General features: G+C 69.3%; 12 protein-coding genes, 1 tRNA gene and 1 pseudogene. 7 read left to right on the top strand and 7 right to left on the bottom strand.

Annotation, left to right across the window (positions count from 1 at the left end; all coding sequences use genetic code 11):
• A partial coding sequence (locus tag VGE49_RS07830; protein ID WP_331033999.1) for a hydrolase occupies positions 1 to 1,236 on the bottom strand: 1,236 nt, incomplete at its 3' end.
• 117 nt (positions 1,237 to 1,353) lie between these two features.
• Here VGE49_RS07830 and VGE49_RS07825 point away from each other — a divergent pair.
• The gene (locus tag VGE49_RS07825) at positions 1,354 to 1,812 is read left to right on the top strand and encodes a hypothetical protein (RefSeq protein WP_331033998.1); all 459 of its coding nucleotides are present in this window, start codon (positions 1,354 to 1,356) and stop codon (positions 1,810 to 1,812) included.
• 84 nt (positions 1,813 to 1,896) lie between these two features.
• Positions 1,897 to 2,238: an arsenate reductase family protein gene (locus tag VGE49_RS07820; RefSeq protein ID WP_331033997.1), complete on the top strand. Its 342-nt coding sequence runs from the start codon at positions 1,897 to 1,899 to the stop codon at positions 2,236 to 2,238.
• Between the two features lie 56 nt (positions 2,239 to 2,294).
• On the opposite strand, the gene VGE49_RS07815 is transcribed toward VGE49_RS07820, so the two are convergent.
• The 3 genes from VGE49_RS07815 to VGE49_RS07805 form a co-directional block, all read right to left on the bottom strand.
• Positions 2,295 to 6,527, bottom strand: coding sequence for a translocation/assembly module TamB domain-containing protein (locus VGE49_RS07815; protein ID WP_331033996.1), 4,233 nt, complete (start codon positions 6,525 to 6,527; stop codon positions 2,295 to 2,297).
• Positions 6,524 to 8,281, bottom strand: a complete 1,758-nt coding sequence (locus VGE49_RS07810) for an autotransporter assembly complex protein TamA (RefSeq protein ID WP_331033995.1) — start codon at positions 8,279 to 8,281, stop codon at positions 6,524 to 6,526. The genes VGE49_RS07815 and VGE49_RS07810 overlap by 4 nt, the downstream gene beginning before the upstream one ends.
• A gap of 89 nt (positions 8,282 to 8,370) precedes the next feature.
• Entirely contained in the window at positions 8,371 to 8,640 is a 270-nt protein-coding gene (locus VGE49_RS07805; RefSeq protein ID WP_331033994.1) for a hypothetical protein, read from the bottom strand.
• A 235-nt stretch (positions 8,641 to 8,875) separates the two neighbouring features.
• Here VGE49_RS07805 and VGE49_RS07800 point away from each other — a divergent pair.
• The 3 genes from VGE49_RS07800 (at position 8,876) to VGE49_RS07790 (ending at position 9,978) form a co-directional block, all read left to right on the top strand.
• Positions 8,876 to 8,952, top strand: a tRNA-Lys gene (locus VGE49_RS07800).
• An 87-nt stretch (positions 8,953 to 9,039) separates the two neighbouring features.
• Positions 9,040 to 9,375: a hypothetical protein gene (locus tag VGE49_RS07795; RefSeq protein WP_331033993.1), complete on the top strand. Its 336-nt coding sequence runs from the start codon at positions 9,040 to 9,042 to the stop codon at positions 9,373 to 9,375.
• 36 nt (positions 9,376 to 9,411) lie between these two features.
• Entirely contained in the window at positions 9,412 to 9,978 is a 567-nt protein-coding gene (locus VGE49_RS07790) for a hypothetical protein (RefSeq protein ID WP_331033992.1), read from the top strand.
• Here the strand turns inward: VGE49_RS07790 and tgt are convergent.
• The 3 genes from tgt to queA form a co-directional block, all read right to left on the bottom strand.
• Positions 9,975 to 11,093, bottom strand: a complete 1,119-nt coding sequence (gene tgt / locus VGE49_RS07785; RefSeq protein WP_331033991.1) for a tRNA guanosine(34) transglycosylase Tgt — start codon at positions 11,091 to 11,093, stop codon at positions 9,975 to 9,977. The genes VGE49_RS07790 and tgt overlap by 4 nt on opposite strands.
• Positions 11,094 to 11,332: 239 nt before the next feature.
• Positions 11,333 to 11,800: a hypothetical protein gene (locus VGE49_RS07780; protein WP_331033990.1), complete on the bottom strand. Its 468-nt coding sequence runs from the start codon at positions 11,798 to 11,800 to the stop codon at positions 11,333 to 11,335.
• Positions 11,797 to 12,888, bottom strand: coding sequence for a tRNA preQ1(34) S-adenosylmethionine ribosyltransferase-isomerase QueA (queA, locus tag VGE49_RS07775; RefSeq protein ID WP_331033989.1), 1,092 nt, complete (start codon positions 12,886 to 12,888; stop codon positions 11,797 to 11,799). Before queA ends, VGE49_RS07780 begins: the two co-directional genes overlap by 4 nt.
• A gap of 105 nt (positions 12,889 to 12,993) precedes the next feature.
• Between queA and VGE49_RS07770 the strand changes: the two genes are divergently transcribed.
• A complete protein-coding gene (locus tag VGE49_RS07770) occupies positions 12,994 to 13,452 on the top strand; it encodes a MaoC family dehydratase (RefSeq protein WP_331033988.1) in 459 nt (152 codons plus the stop codon).
• A 50-nt stretch (positions 13,453 to 13,502) separates the two neighbouring features.
• A pseudogene (gene lysK / locus VGE49_RS07765) lies at positions 13,503 to 14,138 on the top strand (lysine--tRNA ligase); the annotation flags it as partial.

Below are 14,138 nucleotides of genomic sequence, written 5' to 3'. Positions count from 1 at the left end.
TCGGAGCTGTTTCAGTTTCAACGCGTCAATCTCGCCCGAGGCGATCTTGCACAGGATCAGGGCGGACAGTTGGGCGCGTTCGACGAAGCTGGCGGGCCAGGCGAACTCCTGATCCGAATGGATCTCGCCGCCGACGACGCCCAGGGTGTCGACATTGGGCAGGCCGGCGGCGTGCAGGTTGTTGCCTTCGCAGACGCCGCCTGACGGCTTCCAGGCAATCGTTTGCCCCAGCAGCTCGCCCGCGTCGCGGACGGCGTGGAACAGGGCGGTCTGGCTGGCGTCCATCGGCTTGGGCGCGCGGGTCATGCCGCCGTGCAGGTCCAGCGTCAGGCCGGGGAAGGGGGGCTCGGCGGCGATGGCGCGCACCGTGGCGTCGATCCAGGCGGCGCTCTCGGCGTCCGGCACGCGGACGTTGAAGCGGACCACGGCGTTGTCGGCCACGACGTTCAGCGGCCCGCCGCCGGCGATCTTGGCGACATTGACGGTGACGCCCTCGCGCTGGCCGTTCAGGCCGTGCAGGCGGGCGGCGATCATGGCGGCGCCGGCGACCGCATTGGCGCCTTCGTGGAAGGCGCGGCCGGCGTGGGCGGCCTTGCCCGTGACGATCAGGTGGAAGTTGCCGCTGCCCTTGCGCTCGCCGGCCAGGGTCCCGTCCGACAGGGCGGGCTCATAGGTCAGGCCGACGTGGCCGCGCGCGCCCAGTTCAGCCAGCAGGGGGGCCGAGGCGGGCGAGCCGATCTCTTCGTCGGGGGACAGCAGCACGGTCCAGCCGACGCGGGCCTTGTCCGGGTGGGTTTCAAAGGCTTCCAGTGCGGCCAGCATGACGCTGATCCCGCCCTTCATGTCGGCGACGCCGGGACCGTTCAGGGCGCCGTCGGGGCGGGTGACGACGGTCTGGAAGGCGCTGTCGGCGGGAAAGACCGTGTCGTAGTGGCCGGTCAGGACCACCTGGATCGGGGCCTCGGGCCGGGCGGTGAGGGTCAGGCAGTCGGCGTAGCTTTCGGGGATCACGGCGCCGCTGTCGGCCACGGTGGTCGAGGCTTGCGTCGGCACGCGCACGACGGCGGCGGGCAGGCGGCGGCCCTCGGCCTCCAGCACGTCCAGCATGCGCGCCAGACCGGCGGCGTGGCGGCTGCCGGAGTTGATGTTGGCCCAGTCTATGGTCCGAGCGACGATGACGTCGCCTTGGGCCGCGACATGGTCGAGCACGGCCTGGTCGTGGGGTTCGATCCGCATGGCGGCGACCCTAGACGGGGGCGAAGCAAAGGTGAAGGCGGGGCGGTTTCTCGCTCACGGACTTGGGATATCAGGGCACCGCGGGATAGGTTTGCCGCCGCATTCAAGGAGTCGCGCATGAACCGTCGTTTCAGCTTCCCCAATCCGTTCGGTCCCGTCGATTCGAGTTCGACGGCGCAGGCGATGGCGCGTCTCAGCGCCTTGGGCTTCTGGCTGTGGGCGGCGATGGGGCTGATGCAGGCGGGGCTGGTCTGGTTCGGCGCAGACGTCGGGCAGGCCGCTTTCCGAGGCGCGACGACGGGCTTCGCGATCTTCTTCGCCGGGGCCGCCGCTGTGCTGGGTCTGATGCAATGGCGCCGTCCCAACCGGGTGATGCCGGTCTTCGGCCTGGCCTGGGCGCTGTATGAACTCAGCTCCTTCGGCGTCGGGCTTCTGGTTGGCGCGCCGCTAGGCGTGGCGGGCGTGCCGGCGTGGGGCAGCGCGGTCGCCGCTGTCGCCGTGCTGGTGTGCGCCATCCTGCACGTCGGGGGGCTGCGCGGCGCGGCGGCCCTGGCGCGAGACGGTCTCAAGGCTTGATGCTGGAGCGAAGATCTGAGTTCGGATGCGGTCGCGTCTGGACCCATTTCGCACTAGGTGAGGGCCTCAGACAGGAGTTTCGCCATGGCCGTCACCATCTTCCACAATCCGAAATGCTCGACCTCGCGCAAGGCGCTGGAGCTGCTGCTGGAGAAGGGCGTCCAGCCCACGGTGGTCGAGTATCTGAAGACCGGCTGGGACGCGGCGACGCTGGACCGGCTGGCCGAGCAGACGGGGGGCGGCCTGTCCGGCCTGCTGCGCCAGCGCGAGCCCCGGACGGCTGAACTGTTGGCCAGCGGCGCGTCCGAGGACGTGATCCGCGCCGCCATGATCGCCGACCCGGTGCTGGTCGAGCGGCCCATTGTCCAGTCGGCGAAGGGCGCCCGGATCGGGCGTCCGGTCGAGAACATCCTGCACATTCTGTAGCGGCTGAGCGCGAACTCAATCCTCCGCCGCTGCGCAGGTGAGGACTACCTTTTGGCCTAGCGGCTTCTGCGGCGACGGTCGGCGGCTGTGGCGCCGCCGGGGCGGTCGCTTTCGCGGCGCCAGCGGATCGACAGGCTGGCGTCGCCTTCGCCGCCGAACTTGGAGCTGACGGCCAGGTTGCGGCGCACCTGCCACTCGACGTTGACCGCCGCCCCGCCTTCGCCGCCGCCGATGACCTCCAGATAGACGTCGTCGGTGATGTAGCGGCCGCCGGCCACCGTCAGGCTGGAGGCCTCGCCGCCGAAGGACAGGCGGTCCAGGCCCGCCAGCTGGCGCAGGTTGCCGATGACGTCGAAGCCGCCGCCGCCGGCGAGCGAAGCCACGGCCGAGGCCAGTTGCGCCGCCTCAAATCCTGACAACTGCGAGGCCGAACGCCCGAACAGGACCTGCGACAGGATTTCGTCCTGGGGCAGGGAGGGGGTCGAGGTCAGTTCGATCTTGGGCTGGGCCGCCGTGCCAGTGACCTTGATGGTCGCTGTCAGGTTCGGGTCCTCACGCACCGCCGCGAGGTTCAGGCGGATGCGCGCCGGGTCGGTCGACAGGGTCACAGAGCCCGTGTCGTCAAAGACGAAACGCTTGCCCGCGAACTCATAGTCGCCGCGCACCACATTGGCCGTGCCCGTCAGCTGCGGCTGGGCGATGGTGCCGCGCACGCGGGCGTCGGCGGTCAGTTCGACGTTCAGGCCGCGTCCGCGCACGTGGATTTCACGCCCGGTCAGATTCAGGTTCAGCCCGATCTGCGGGCCGCGCGACTTGGTCTCGACCTCGACCGGGTCGCCGCCGGGGCGGTTGATTTCGACCACGTCCATCTTCACCACGCCGTTCGAGCCGGGCAGGTTGGGCGAGATGTTCGCGTCGTCGATGTTCAGGTCGCCGCTCAGTTGGACGTTGCCGTCGGCGCCGCGCACCGCCGTCAGCACCCCGTTGGCGCGAGCCTCGGCTATGTCGTTGTCGATGACGCGGAAGCGGGTCAGTTCCAGCCGCAGGGTGGAGCCCGAGCCCTGACGCAGGCCCAACTCGCCGCGACCCGTGACCGTGCCCTTGACGCCGTCGGCGCCCTCGAACCGCTCGATCACCGCCTGATTGCCGTCGAAGCGGCTGGCCAGGGTGACGCCTTCAAGGCGCAGCCCTGTCGCGGCGTCGCGGAAGGCGCCCTGGGCCAGGTCCAGACGGCCGTTCAGGCGCGGTTCGTTCAGGGTGCCGCCCAGCGACGCGCGGGCCGCCACCTGGCCCGACAGCGACTGGGCGCCGCCGAGGAACAGGTCCCAGATGGGCTGGATCTGGCCGTTGACGGCCACCTGGCCGGATATGTCGCGAGTGCGGGCGACGGCCAGGCGCAGCGGCGCGGCGGACGCCTCGACCGGCAGGCTGACGTCGGCTGAGGCCTGAACCGCCGTGCCGTCGTTGCCCTGGGCCCGGATGCGAAGAACATTGTCGGTCAGGTCGGCGTTCAGCGTCCCGTCCACGGCCAGACCGCGCGGGGCGTCGATGCTGCGAAGCTGCTTCAGGTCCACATTGGCCGAGCCGTTCAGCGTGTCGCCCGAACCTTGCAGCGAGACGCGGCCGGTGATCTGGCCGCGCAGGTCGGGGGTCAGGGAGCCCATCTCGACATTGGTCAGTTCGGCCTGGATGACGCTGCCGGCCTTGTCCTGACGCAGCTCGCCGGCCAGAACGCCGCCGCCGACGCCCAGATCGAGGCGGACCACGCGGCCGTCGCCGTTCAGGGCGATGATGGCGGGGGCGCGGGTGGTGAAGGCGACCTCGCGCACGCGGCCGCCGCCGCGCAGGGTGATGCTCTGGGCGGGGCCTTCGCGCGAGTACTCGCCCGTGCCGTTGAACTGAACCGGGGTGGCGCCGCCGACGTCGGCCGACAGGGTGAAGGGCAGGCGCTCCAGCGTGCCCTGGCCCTTGAGGGCCAGATTGCGGACGATCCAGGTCGAACCGGCGAAGCGCACGTTGCGCCCGGTCACGTCCAGAATGGCGCTTTGGTCGCCGCCGCCGTCGGTCAGGCGCACGCGACCGTTGGCCTCACCCGAGGCCAGGAAGGCGCCCTGACGCGCGGTGAAGGTCAGGTCGGCGCTGGAGGGGAAGTTGTTGGACAGGGCGATCGACCCCTGCGCTATGACGCCGCCGGCGTTGACGTCCACCTCGGTCATGCGGATGCGGTTCCCGCCGAGGAAGAAGTTGCCCGAGGCGCGGGCGGGTCCGTAGTTGGAGCCGGAGTTGACGACGATGCGCCCGTCAGACGCATCGGCGCCCTTGCGGAAGCTGAGGATCAGGTCGGCGTTGGTCAGGGTCAGACCGCCCGCCGAGACCTTGTCGAAGGCGGCGCGCAGGTCGGCGCGAGGCTGGGCCAGGGTTCCGGTCAGGGCGCCGTCGCCGGTCATGGCGCCGTCGATGGCGACGGGGCCGACGCCGAAGGGGCCGCGGGCGTCCCAGTCGAGGGCCAGGCGCATCTTGCCGCCCTCGATCAGGCCCTTGGCGCCCATGCGGCCGGCGGCGCCGGTCAGTTCGCTGCTGTCGATGGAGAGGACGCCGTGACGCCAGGACCCGGCGGCCTTGAGGCGGGGCGTCTGGCCCAGGAGGCGGTCCAGTTCGTCCATGCCGATGGTCATGCCCGAGCCGCGTCCGTCGAAGCTGAGCGTCCAGGGCGTGTCGCCATGCGCCTTGCCCGCCTGGATAGGTCCCTTGAACGAGCCCTTGGCGCCGGGGCGGATGCGCGAGATATCGGTGATGTCGGCGTCGCCCCTGAAGCTGAGGCCCCCGGTGAGGCTGCGCCCGCCCGAGCCGGTCAGGGTCAGGGCCTGGCCGCGACCGTCGATCTTTTTCAGCACATAGGCGCCGTCGGCGGTGCGCGAGCCTTCCAGCTGAACGCGCGGCGTCGCCCCCAGCAGGGCGCCTATGATGCCGGCGGTCGAGCCGCCCGCGGCGCGGGCGTCGGTCGTGACGTCGAACCGGCCCTTGCTGTGGGTCAGGCTGAGCGGCCCTGACAGGCGAGCGGCGTGGTAGCTGGCGATGTCGGCGTCGCGCAGGTCGGCGGCGCCCTGCACCGTCCAGGTCTTGGCGTCCCCCCTGAACACGCCCTCATAGGTCGTCGCCCCGGCCAGGGTGAAGCCGACCAGACGGCTGAGCGAGGGCGTCGCGAGGTTCAGGGCCACGCCCTCGGGCGCGGCGCGCTCCTTGAGGTTGATCAAACCCTGCGCCCGCGTCGTGAGGTTTTCCGACGTCAGGGTCCAGGCCATGCCCTGAACCTGGTCCTGGCCATGCACCGGACGGCTGGCGAAGCCGAAGCGGGCGGTCTGGCCGATGCGCCGGGCGAAGGGGTCCAGCAGGTCCGAACCCGAGAAGTCGGCATGGCCGCCGATGCGCGCGCCGTCCTTGCCGTAGCGGCCCTTGACCGACAGGGGGGTGAAGTCGCCGGTCTTGACCACGACATCGACGATCCTGCCGTTGACCACGGCGACGGCCGAGAAGGGCTGGTCGGGCGAATAGCCCAGCGACCCGGCGATGGGACCGCCCCGGGCCTCGATCGCGCGCAGGTTGACGCGCAGGTCCTCGGGCTTCTTGCCGATGACGGCCTTGAGCAGCAGATGGTCGCCCTTGTGGTCCAGGCTGAAGGCGTTGACGTTGACCGTCTTGTCGCCGTGACGCGGGACCTCGGCGTCGCCGCTCAGAGTCCAGCGGCCATACTCCTTGGAGAAGCCCTCCATCAGCTCGACATTGGCGCTGAACTTGTCGATGTCGATGGAGAGGGCTTGCGGGCCGCCCGGTTCCTCGCGCGGCTCGAACTGCGGGCGGCGGAGCAGGCGGATCTGGTCGGCGCGGATCTCGGTGGCGTGGAAGCGCCGCATCAGCAGGGGCCAGTAGGACCAGTCGAGGCGGACGTTGGTGGCTTCCAGCCAGACGCCGTTCGCATCGGTGATGGTGACTCGACTCAGGGTGAAGTCGTCGAACAGGTCGCCCTTCAGCCCCTCGACGTTGATGCGGCCATAGCGGCTGATCTTCTTGCCGGCGACGAAGCTGGTGATGAGTTCACGGCCCGAGTCCGAGACCAGATAGATCCGCCCGCCGACGGCCAGCACGATGGTCAGCGCCAGCAGGGAGGCGACCACGACGCCCGACACGAAGGCGATCAGTTGCAGGCGCGTGCGTTTGCGCTTCGCCCGTTTCACCGGGGTGTCGGCGGCGCTTTCCGCTTCGGTTTCGTGAGGCGGAGGAGTGTCGGTCAAAACGCCTGGCCGATGCTGATGTAGAGCTGGAACCCGGAGTCGCCCTCGCGCTTGTTCAAGGGGAATGCGACGTCGGCGCGGACCGGGCCGAACGGCAGCTTGTAACGCACGCCCACGCCCGCGCCGTAACGCATGTTGGTCAGGTTGGGGGTTTCCTGGAAGCCGATGGCGCCGGCGTCGACGAAGCCGACGGCCTGGAACTTCTGGCCGATGTCGCGGCGCAGTTCGAGCGAGGTCTCGAACAGCGACACGCCGCCGCGCGGGGTGTTGTCGGGCAGGCGCGGGTTGATGCTCTGGTAGGAATAGCCGCGCACTGAACCGCCGCCGCCGGAGTAGAAGAGGCGGTCCGACGGCACCGTCAATTCCTGGCCGCCGATGATGGAGCCGATGCGCGCCCGGCCCGCCAGCACCGTCCTGGCGCCGTCCTGCAAGGGCAGATAGCCCGTGGCCTGGCCCTCGGTGCGCAGGAACAGCACCGTGTCCTCGCCCGTCACGGCGGTCGGCTGGGCCGAGACATAGAGGCGGAAGCCCGTGGTCGGGTTCAGCGGATCGTTGGAGCGGTCCATGAAGGCGGCGGCGCGCCCCGTCACAATGGCCAGGTCGCGGTCGAAGGTGATGGGCGCCTGGGTGATCGGATCGAAGCGGTTTTCCGTGTACTGGCCCGCATCGACCCCCAGGCCGTAGGTGAAGAAGGAGGTCTTGCCGATCCGTTGCGACAGGTCGGCCGACAGGGCGACGGCGCTGCGGTCGTAGGCGTCCGTCTGCTCGTTGACGAGGTAGGCCGACAGTTTCAGCGTCCGGCCCGGGCGCCGCCAGTGGGGGAAGCTGGCCTCGCCGCCCAGGCGGCTGTCGATGCTGGCGAAACGCCCGCCGTATTTCAGCGTCGCGGCGCGGCCGAAGCGGTTGTAGCGGGTCTGGAACACGTCCACGCCCGCGCCTTCGGCGGTCGAATAGGTGGCGCCGGCCTCCAGCAGGCTGCGCGGCCGGTCGGACAGGGTGACGATGACGGGGCGCAGGCCGTCGGCGTCGACCTGATCGAGCGGCGACAGGGACACGCCGACGCCGTCATAGACGCCGGTGTCCAGCAGGCGACGCTCCAGTTCGGCCACGTCCTCGGGGTCATAGCGGTCGCCCGCCGTCCAGGGAGCCAGGCCGGCGACCCATTCGGGATTGCTCGGTCCGCGCGTGCGCACCCGCACGCCGTCCAGCCGGACCAGGGCGCCCGAGGCGATGTTGAAATTGGGTTGAACCGTGAAGGTCGCGTGGTCGACGACGACCCGGCGCGGTTCGGCCTTGGCGTCGGCGTAGCCCTGGCGCGTCAGCCCGGCCACGATCCGTCCCTCGGCCGCCAGGACGTCGGCGGCGCGGCCAGGATCGCCCGGCGCCAGCCCCAGGTCGGCGGTGGCGTTGCGACTGGCGTCGGCGTCCGGCACGGGGGCGACCCAGTTGACCTTGGTCTCGCCGAGCACGAACCGCCGACCGGGCGTGACGGTCACGACGGCGACCGGCTTGTCCTCGCCCTCCACGTCATCCTGAAGCGTCGGCTGGTAATAGCCTTCCGAACGCAACAGGGCTTCGGCGGATTCCATCGCCGTGCGGGCGCGACGACGGGCCTCGAACCGGCTGGACGGCGCATCGTCCACGGTTCCGACGGCGCGTTCCAGTTCACGGCGCAGTTCGGCGTCGATGTCCCCGCGAATCTGGGCGCGAGGCTCGGCAGCAGCCGCGTGCGCGCTGACAGCCCAGAGCGCCATGCCGGCGAGAAGGAGGTGTGGCCTCGACGTCAAACTGGAACCTTGGCTCAGGGCGCGAACGAGGGAAGCGAAGGCCCTCGCCGATGGAATCAGTAGAACAGCGTATCGCTTTCCGGCTGAACCGTCTGTTCCGAGGTCCGTTGTTCGGGCGGCAGGGTGTCGACGGGAGGGGGCGCATCCGCCGCAGGCGCCTCGGCCACGGCCGGCGCCGCCGATTCCTCGGCCGCGGGCGCGGCGGGCTCCTGAACCTCGACCTGAACCGACTCGGTCTCGACCGGCGGTTCGTCACAGGCCGACGTCGCGGCGGCGGCGCCCAGGGCCGCGATCAGCAGCAAGCGGTTCAGATTCAATCGGTTCATAAGAATTTCCCCCTTGTGGGGCAGCAAACGTCATCCGGCGAGCCCGGTTCCCTCCCTTTGTTGAACGATCCAAGGTGAACCGCAACTGACCGAGAGGGATGTTCTCATAAATTACGTGCCTTACGGCATCGTGGCCCTTGACCTCTCGGCGCGAATGAACCAGAAACCGCCTCCGCAAACAGGCCTCGCGCCGGTTCGCGGTGAAGCAGCCCAAGTGGTTGATTTCAAAGAGTGTGCGCCCCTAGCTCAGTTGGTTAGAGCATCTGACTTTTAATCAGAGGGTCCTCGGTTCGAGCCCGAGGGGGCGTACCATCTCCCCTTTTTTCTGATCTCCCGGCCCGGCGACGGAACGTCCGTCTGCGCCCCTTGTTTTGCTCAGGAATCCAAGGGAGATCGGCCATGCCGCATCAGAACACCACCTCTTCCAAGGCCACGTCGCAGAACGCGGTGAACGATCCCATCGCCCCGAATGATCAGGCGCGTGAGCAGAATCGGTCGGTTCGCCCCGAGCCGCGGTCCTACGCCGCTCACGACGTGGCCGATTCGACCCTGGCGGGACCGGCGGCGGGCGAGGTGGGCGATTACGCCGACGAAGGCGAGGCCATGGGGATGGCGGGCCATCAGCAGGGCCGCAATCACAACACCCGTCCGATCCGCACCGAGGCGCACAAGGGCCAGGGCAAGAAGACGCGTCAGGCCAACCACGAACGGTTCAACAACCGCGGGCCGCATTAGCCTTCACCGTAAGGACGCGGCGTGGTCTAAGGCGGGATGCGCCATCCTGCTCTCGCCGCCGTTTCCGTTTCGCTGCTCCTGACCGGATGCAACGCCGGGGCGTCGGCGCGCGGCGGGGCCGAACAGGTCGGCGCGGGGCTGGGCGACGCCGTCACGGCGCCGCTGGACGACTTCAACCTGCGGCGGCAGCAGATCCCGATGGTTCTGCTGCAGGCGGAGAACAACCCCTATGACCTGCGCAATCTGAACCACTGCCGCACCATCGCCGCCGAGATCGCGCGGCTGGACGAAGCCCTGGGGCCGGATACGGACGCGCCGCCGACCCAGGACGGGTCCTATCTGAGCGAGCGGGCGGCGGATGCGGCGGCGAGCGCCACGCTGGACGCCGTGCGCGGCGCCGTCACCGACTTCATCCCCGCGCGCAGCTGGGTGCGCCGTCTGACCGGCGCCGACGCCCACAGCAAGCATGTGCAGTCGGCCATTCAGGCGGGCCTGCGCCGTCGGTCCTTCCTCAAGGGCGTGGGGATGCAGCGCAACTGCGCCCCGCCGGCGGCTCCGGCGGGGTTCACGCCGCGCCAGACGCGTGGTCAGGCTCGAAACTAGGCCTTCAGGTGCCGGGCGCGGAAGTCGCGCCGGAACTGCTCGAAGCGGCCTTCGCTGATGGCCTCGCGCATGGCCGCCGTCAGGGCCTGGAAGAAGGCGATGTTGTGCCAGCTCAGCAGCACCTTGCCGAGGATCTCGTCGGCGCGGATCAGGTGGTGCAGGTAAGCCTTTGAATAGTCTTGCGAGGCCGGGCAGGGCACGCCCATGTCCAGCGGGTCCTGATCCTCGGCGAAGCGGGCGTTCTTCAGGTTGATCGGGCCGTCCCAGGTCCAGGCCTGACCGTGACGACCCGCCCGGGTCGGCAGGACGCAGTCGAACATGTCGACGCCGCGATACACCGCCTCGACCAGGTCGATCGGCTTGCCCACGCCCATCAGATAGCGGGGGCGGTCTTTCGGCAGGAACTCCGGGGCGAAGTCGAGGACCTCGCACATGGCCTCATGGCCCTCGCCGACGGCAAGGCCGCCGATGGCGTAGCCGTCGAAGCCGATCTCCTGCAGGCGTTCCGAGGATTCGCGGCGCAGGTTCTCATAGGTCGAGCCCTGCTGGATGCCGAACAGGGCCTGAGCATCGCGCGCGCCGAAGGCGTTCTTGGACCGCAGGGCCCAGCGGGCCGACAACTCCATGCCCTGGCGGGCGCGCTTTTCCTCGGCGGGCCAGGCGACGCATTCGTCCAGTTGCATGACGATGTCGGAGCCCAGGCGGTCGGCCTGAATCTGAATCGAGCGTTCGGGCGTCAGGACGTGCTTGGACCCGTCGATATGGCTGGAGAAGGTCACGGCCTCCTCGCTCAGCTTGGAAATGCCCGACAGGCTCATGACCTGGAAACCGCCCGAGTCGGTCAGGATGGGCTTGTCCCAGCGCATGAAATTGTGAAGCCCGCCCAGACGCTCCATCCGCTCCGGGCCGGGGCGCAGCATCAGGTGATAGGTGTTGCCCAGCAGGATGTCGGCGCCGGTCTGCTTCACCTGATCCACAGTCATCGCCTTGACCGTGGCGGCGGTGCCGACAGGCATGAAGGCAGGGGTGCGGATGTCGCCGCGCGTGGTCTTCAGCACGCCGGTGCGGGCGCGGCCTTCGGTGGCGGAGATTTCAAACGGGAAGGGCACTAACAACTCCGCTCATCCCCGCAGGGGCGGGGCGGTATGGATTTCAGATTGCTCAAACACGGATGACGCGGCTTGTCACCCTCAGCGTCCTTCTCCCCTCCGGGGAGAAGGTGGCTCGCGGAGCGAGACGGATGAGGGGGAGGCTGGAAGCAGACGAGACCCTGGCCGGGGTGCGCGTGGACGCAGCCCCCTCATCCGAGCGCCTGCAGCGCGCCCCTTCTCCCCCGGGGGGGAGAAGGGGAAATCTAGCGCAGGCTTTCCAGCATTTCGGCGCGTTGCAGGTCCTTGGGGCGGCCGAACAGACGGCATGTCTCGATCTGCTCGGTGATGGACGGCGTGAAGACGGTGAAGTCCTCCAGCGCGATCGGCACGCGGGTCGTGAAGGTCACGGGAACCCAGTCGCCGCCGGCGCGCACGTCCATGTTGGCCATGACGTCCAGCGGCACCGGCGTGGTCAGGATCTGGCCGAAGACCTGGGAGCGGAACAGACCCTCGCCCGGGTCGGGCGTGACCTGGCCGTGCAGGGCCTCGATCAGGCGACGCGCGTCGCGCGGGCTGGCCATGATGTCGATGTCGGGCGCGCGCCAGTCGCGCAGGCCCCACAGGACCATGGCCGCGCCGCCGAAGATCCACCACGGGTCCTGCATCTCGCTCGCCGCCGAGGCGAGGATGTCCAGAGAGGCGGCGAAATCTTCCGGCAGGTCGTCGGTCATGCGTCCTTCCTGAACAGCAGGCTCCCGTCGCCATAGGAATAGAAACGATAGCCGCTGTCGATGGCGTGGGCGTAGGCGGCGCGCATGGTCTCCAGCCCGGCGAAGGCGCTGACCAGCATGCAAAGGGTCGACTTCGGCAGGTGGAAGTTGGTCATCAGCACGTCGCAGGCGCGGAAGCGGTAGCCGGGCGTGATGAAGATGGCGGTGTCGCCGTGGAAGGGCTGGACTACGCCGTCCTCGGTCGTGGCGCTTTCCAGCAGGCGCAAGCTGGTGGTGCCGACGCAGACGATGCGGCCGCCGGCGGCGCGGACGGCGTTCAGGGCGACGGCGGTCTGTTCAGAGACCTCGCCCCATTCGCTGTGCATCTTGTGGTCGGCGGTGTCGTCGGCCTTGACAGGCAGGAAGGTGCCGGCGCCGACGTGCAGGGTCACGGCGTGGGTCGCGACGCCGCGCGCGCGGATGGCCTCCAGCAGGGCGGGGGTGAAGTGCAGGCCCGCCGTGGGCGCGGCGACCGAACCGTCATAGGTGGCGAAGACCGTCTGATAGTCTGATCGGTCGCGGTCGTCCTCGGGCCGCTTGGCCGCGATATAGGGGGGCAGGGGCATGACCCCGACGTCGCGGATGGCGTCGTCCAGCGCCGGTCCGGCCAGGTCGAAGCGCAGGGTGATCAGGCCGTCTTCGTCCTTGGCCTCGACCGTGGCGTCGAGGCGGCCCAGTTCGCAGGCGCCGTCGGATTCTCGTCCGAACCTGACCCGGTCGCCAGCCTTCAAACGCTTGCCAGGCTTCATGAAGGCGGACCAGACGTCGGGAGCGTCGCGGTGGTGCAAGGTGGCCTCGACCTCGACGGTCAGGGTCTCGCCTTCCGGCCCGATGCGCTGGCGCACGCCCGACAGCCGGGCCGGGATGACCCGCGTGTCGTTGAACACCAGGGCGTCGCCGGGCTGCAGGAAGTCCGGCAGGTCGCGGATGATGCGGTCGTCCAGCGCGCCGTCCCTGACCACCAGCAGGCGCGCGGAATCACGCGGCTCGGCGGGGCGCAGCGCGATGCAGTCATCGGGCAGGTCGAAGTCGAAATCGGAGGTCAGCATGAGGTGGGGCAAAGGCCATGCCCGCGCCGCCGGGTCAAGGCGCAGGCGGTTGGCTCCGCTGCGCGAAGCGACTATCTGACGGCCAGTTCGCATGAGGAAGACGACATGGCCGATCGCTATCTGGACGACCTGACGGTCGGCGAGAGCTGGGAAGGCGCGCCCTTCACCATCACCGAGGCCGAGGTGATCGCCTTCGCCGAGCAGTTCGACCCCCAGCCCATGCACATCGACGCCGCCGCCGCCGCCGAGGGCCGTTTCGGCGGCCTGATCGCCAGCGGCTGGCACGTCGCCTCGCGGGTGATGCGGGAATATGTCGAGGCCGCCCATTTCGGCGCCGTGCCCATGCTGGGCATCAGCATCGACGATCTGCGCTGGCTGCGCCCGGTGCGGCCGGGCGACATCCTGACCGTCCGCCGCGAGATCCTGGCCGTCACCCCGTCGCAGAGCCGCCCCGACCGCGGCACGGTCAAGACCAAGACCTGGGTGCGCAACCAGGACGGCGACCTGGTCATGAGCTTCGAGAACCTGATGCAGTTGCCCAAGGACGCATCGGTCAGGCTCTGATCCGCCCGCTGCGGTTGACCGCGGGCGTTCAAGGCTTCAAAGCCCGGTGCATGCTTCAGAACCTTGAAACCCTGTCCCGTGAGGCCCGTTCGTGGCCGTTTGAGCAAGCGCGCAATCTGCTGGCCCACGTGCTCAAAAAACGGCTGTCGGATGCGGAGCGCGATGCGGCGAAACTGCTGATCGACGCGGGCAAGGCGGATGAGGCTCTGGCGACCTTTGAGGCGCTGAACCGGCCGGTGATCCTGGAGACGGGTTACGGCCCGTCGGGCCTGCCGCACATGGGCACGTTTGGCGAGGTGGCGCGCACGACCATGGTGCGCAATGCGTTTCGCGCCCTGACCGGCGACCACTGGCGCACGCGCCTGATCGCCTTCTCGGACGACATGGACGGCCTGAGGAAGGTGCCCGAGGGTGTGCCGAACCCGGAGATGCTGCGCGAAGACCTGCACCTGCCGCTGACCAAGGTGCGCGATCCGTTCGGCACGCACGACAGTTTCGGCGCGCATAACAACGCCCGTCTGCGCGCCTTCCTCGACAGCTTCGGTTTCGACTACGAGTTCATGTCCTCGACCGAGACCTATCGGTCGGGCCGGTTCGACGCGACCCTGCTGACCCTGCTGGAACGCTTCGACAAGGTCATGGGCATCATGCTGCCGACCCTGGGCGAGGAGCGCCGCGCCACCTAT

The organism is Brevundimonas sp., from assembly GCF_036405315.1.
Taxonomy (GTDB): domain Bacteria; phylum Pseudomonadota; class Alphaproteobacteria; order Caulobacterales; family Caulobacteraceae; genus Brevundimonas.
Note: the sequence above shows the minus strand (reverse complement) of the source record. Positions and strands in the feature narration are given on the sequence as shown.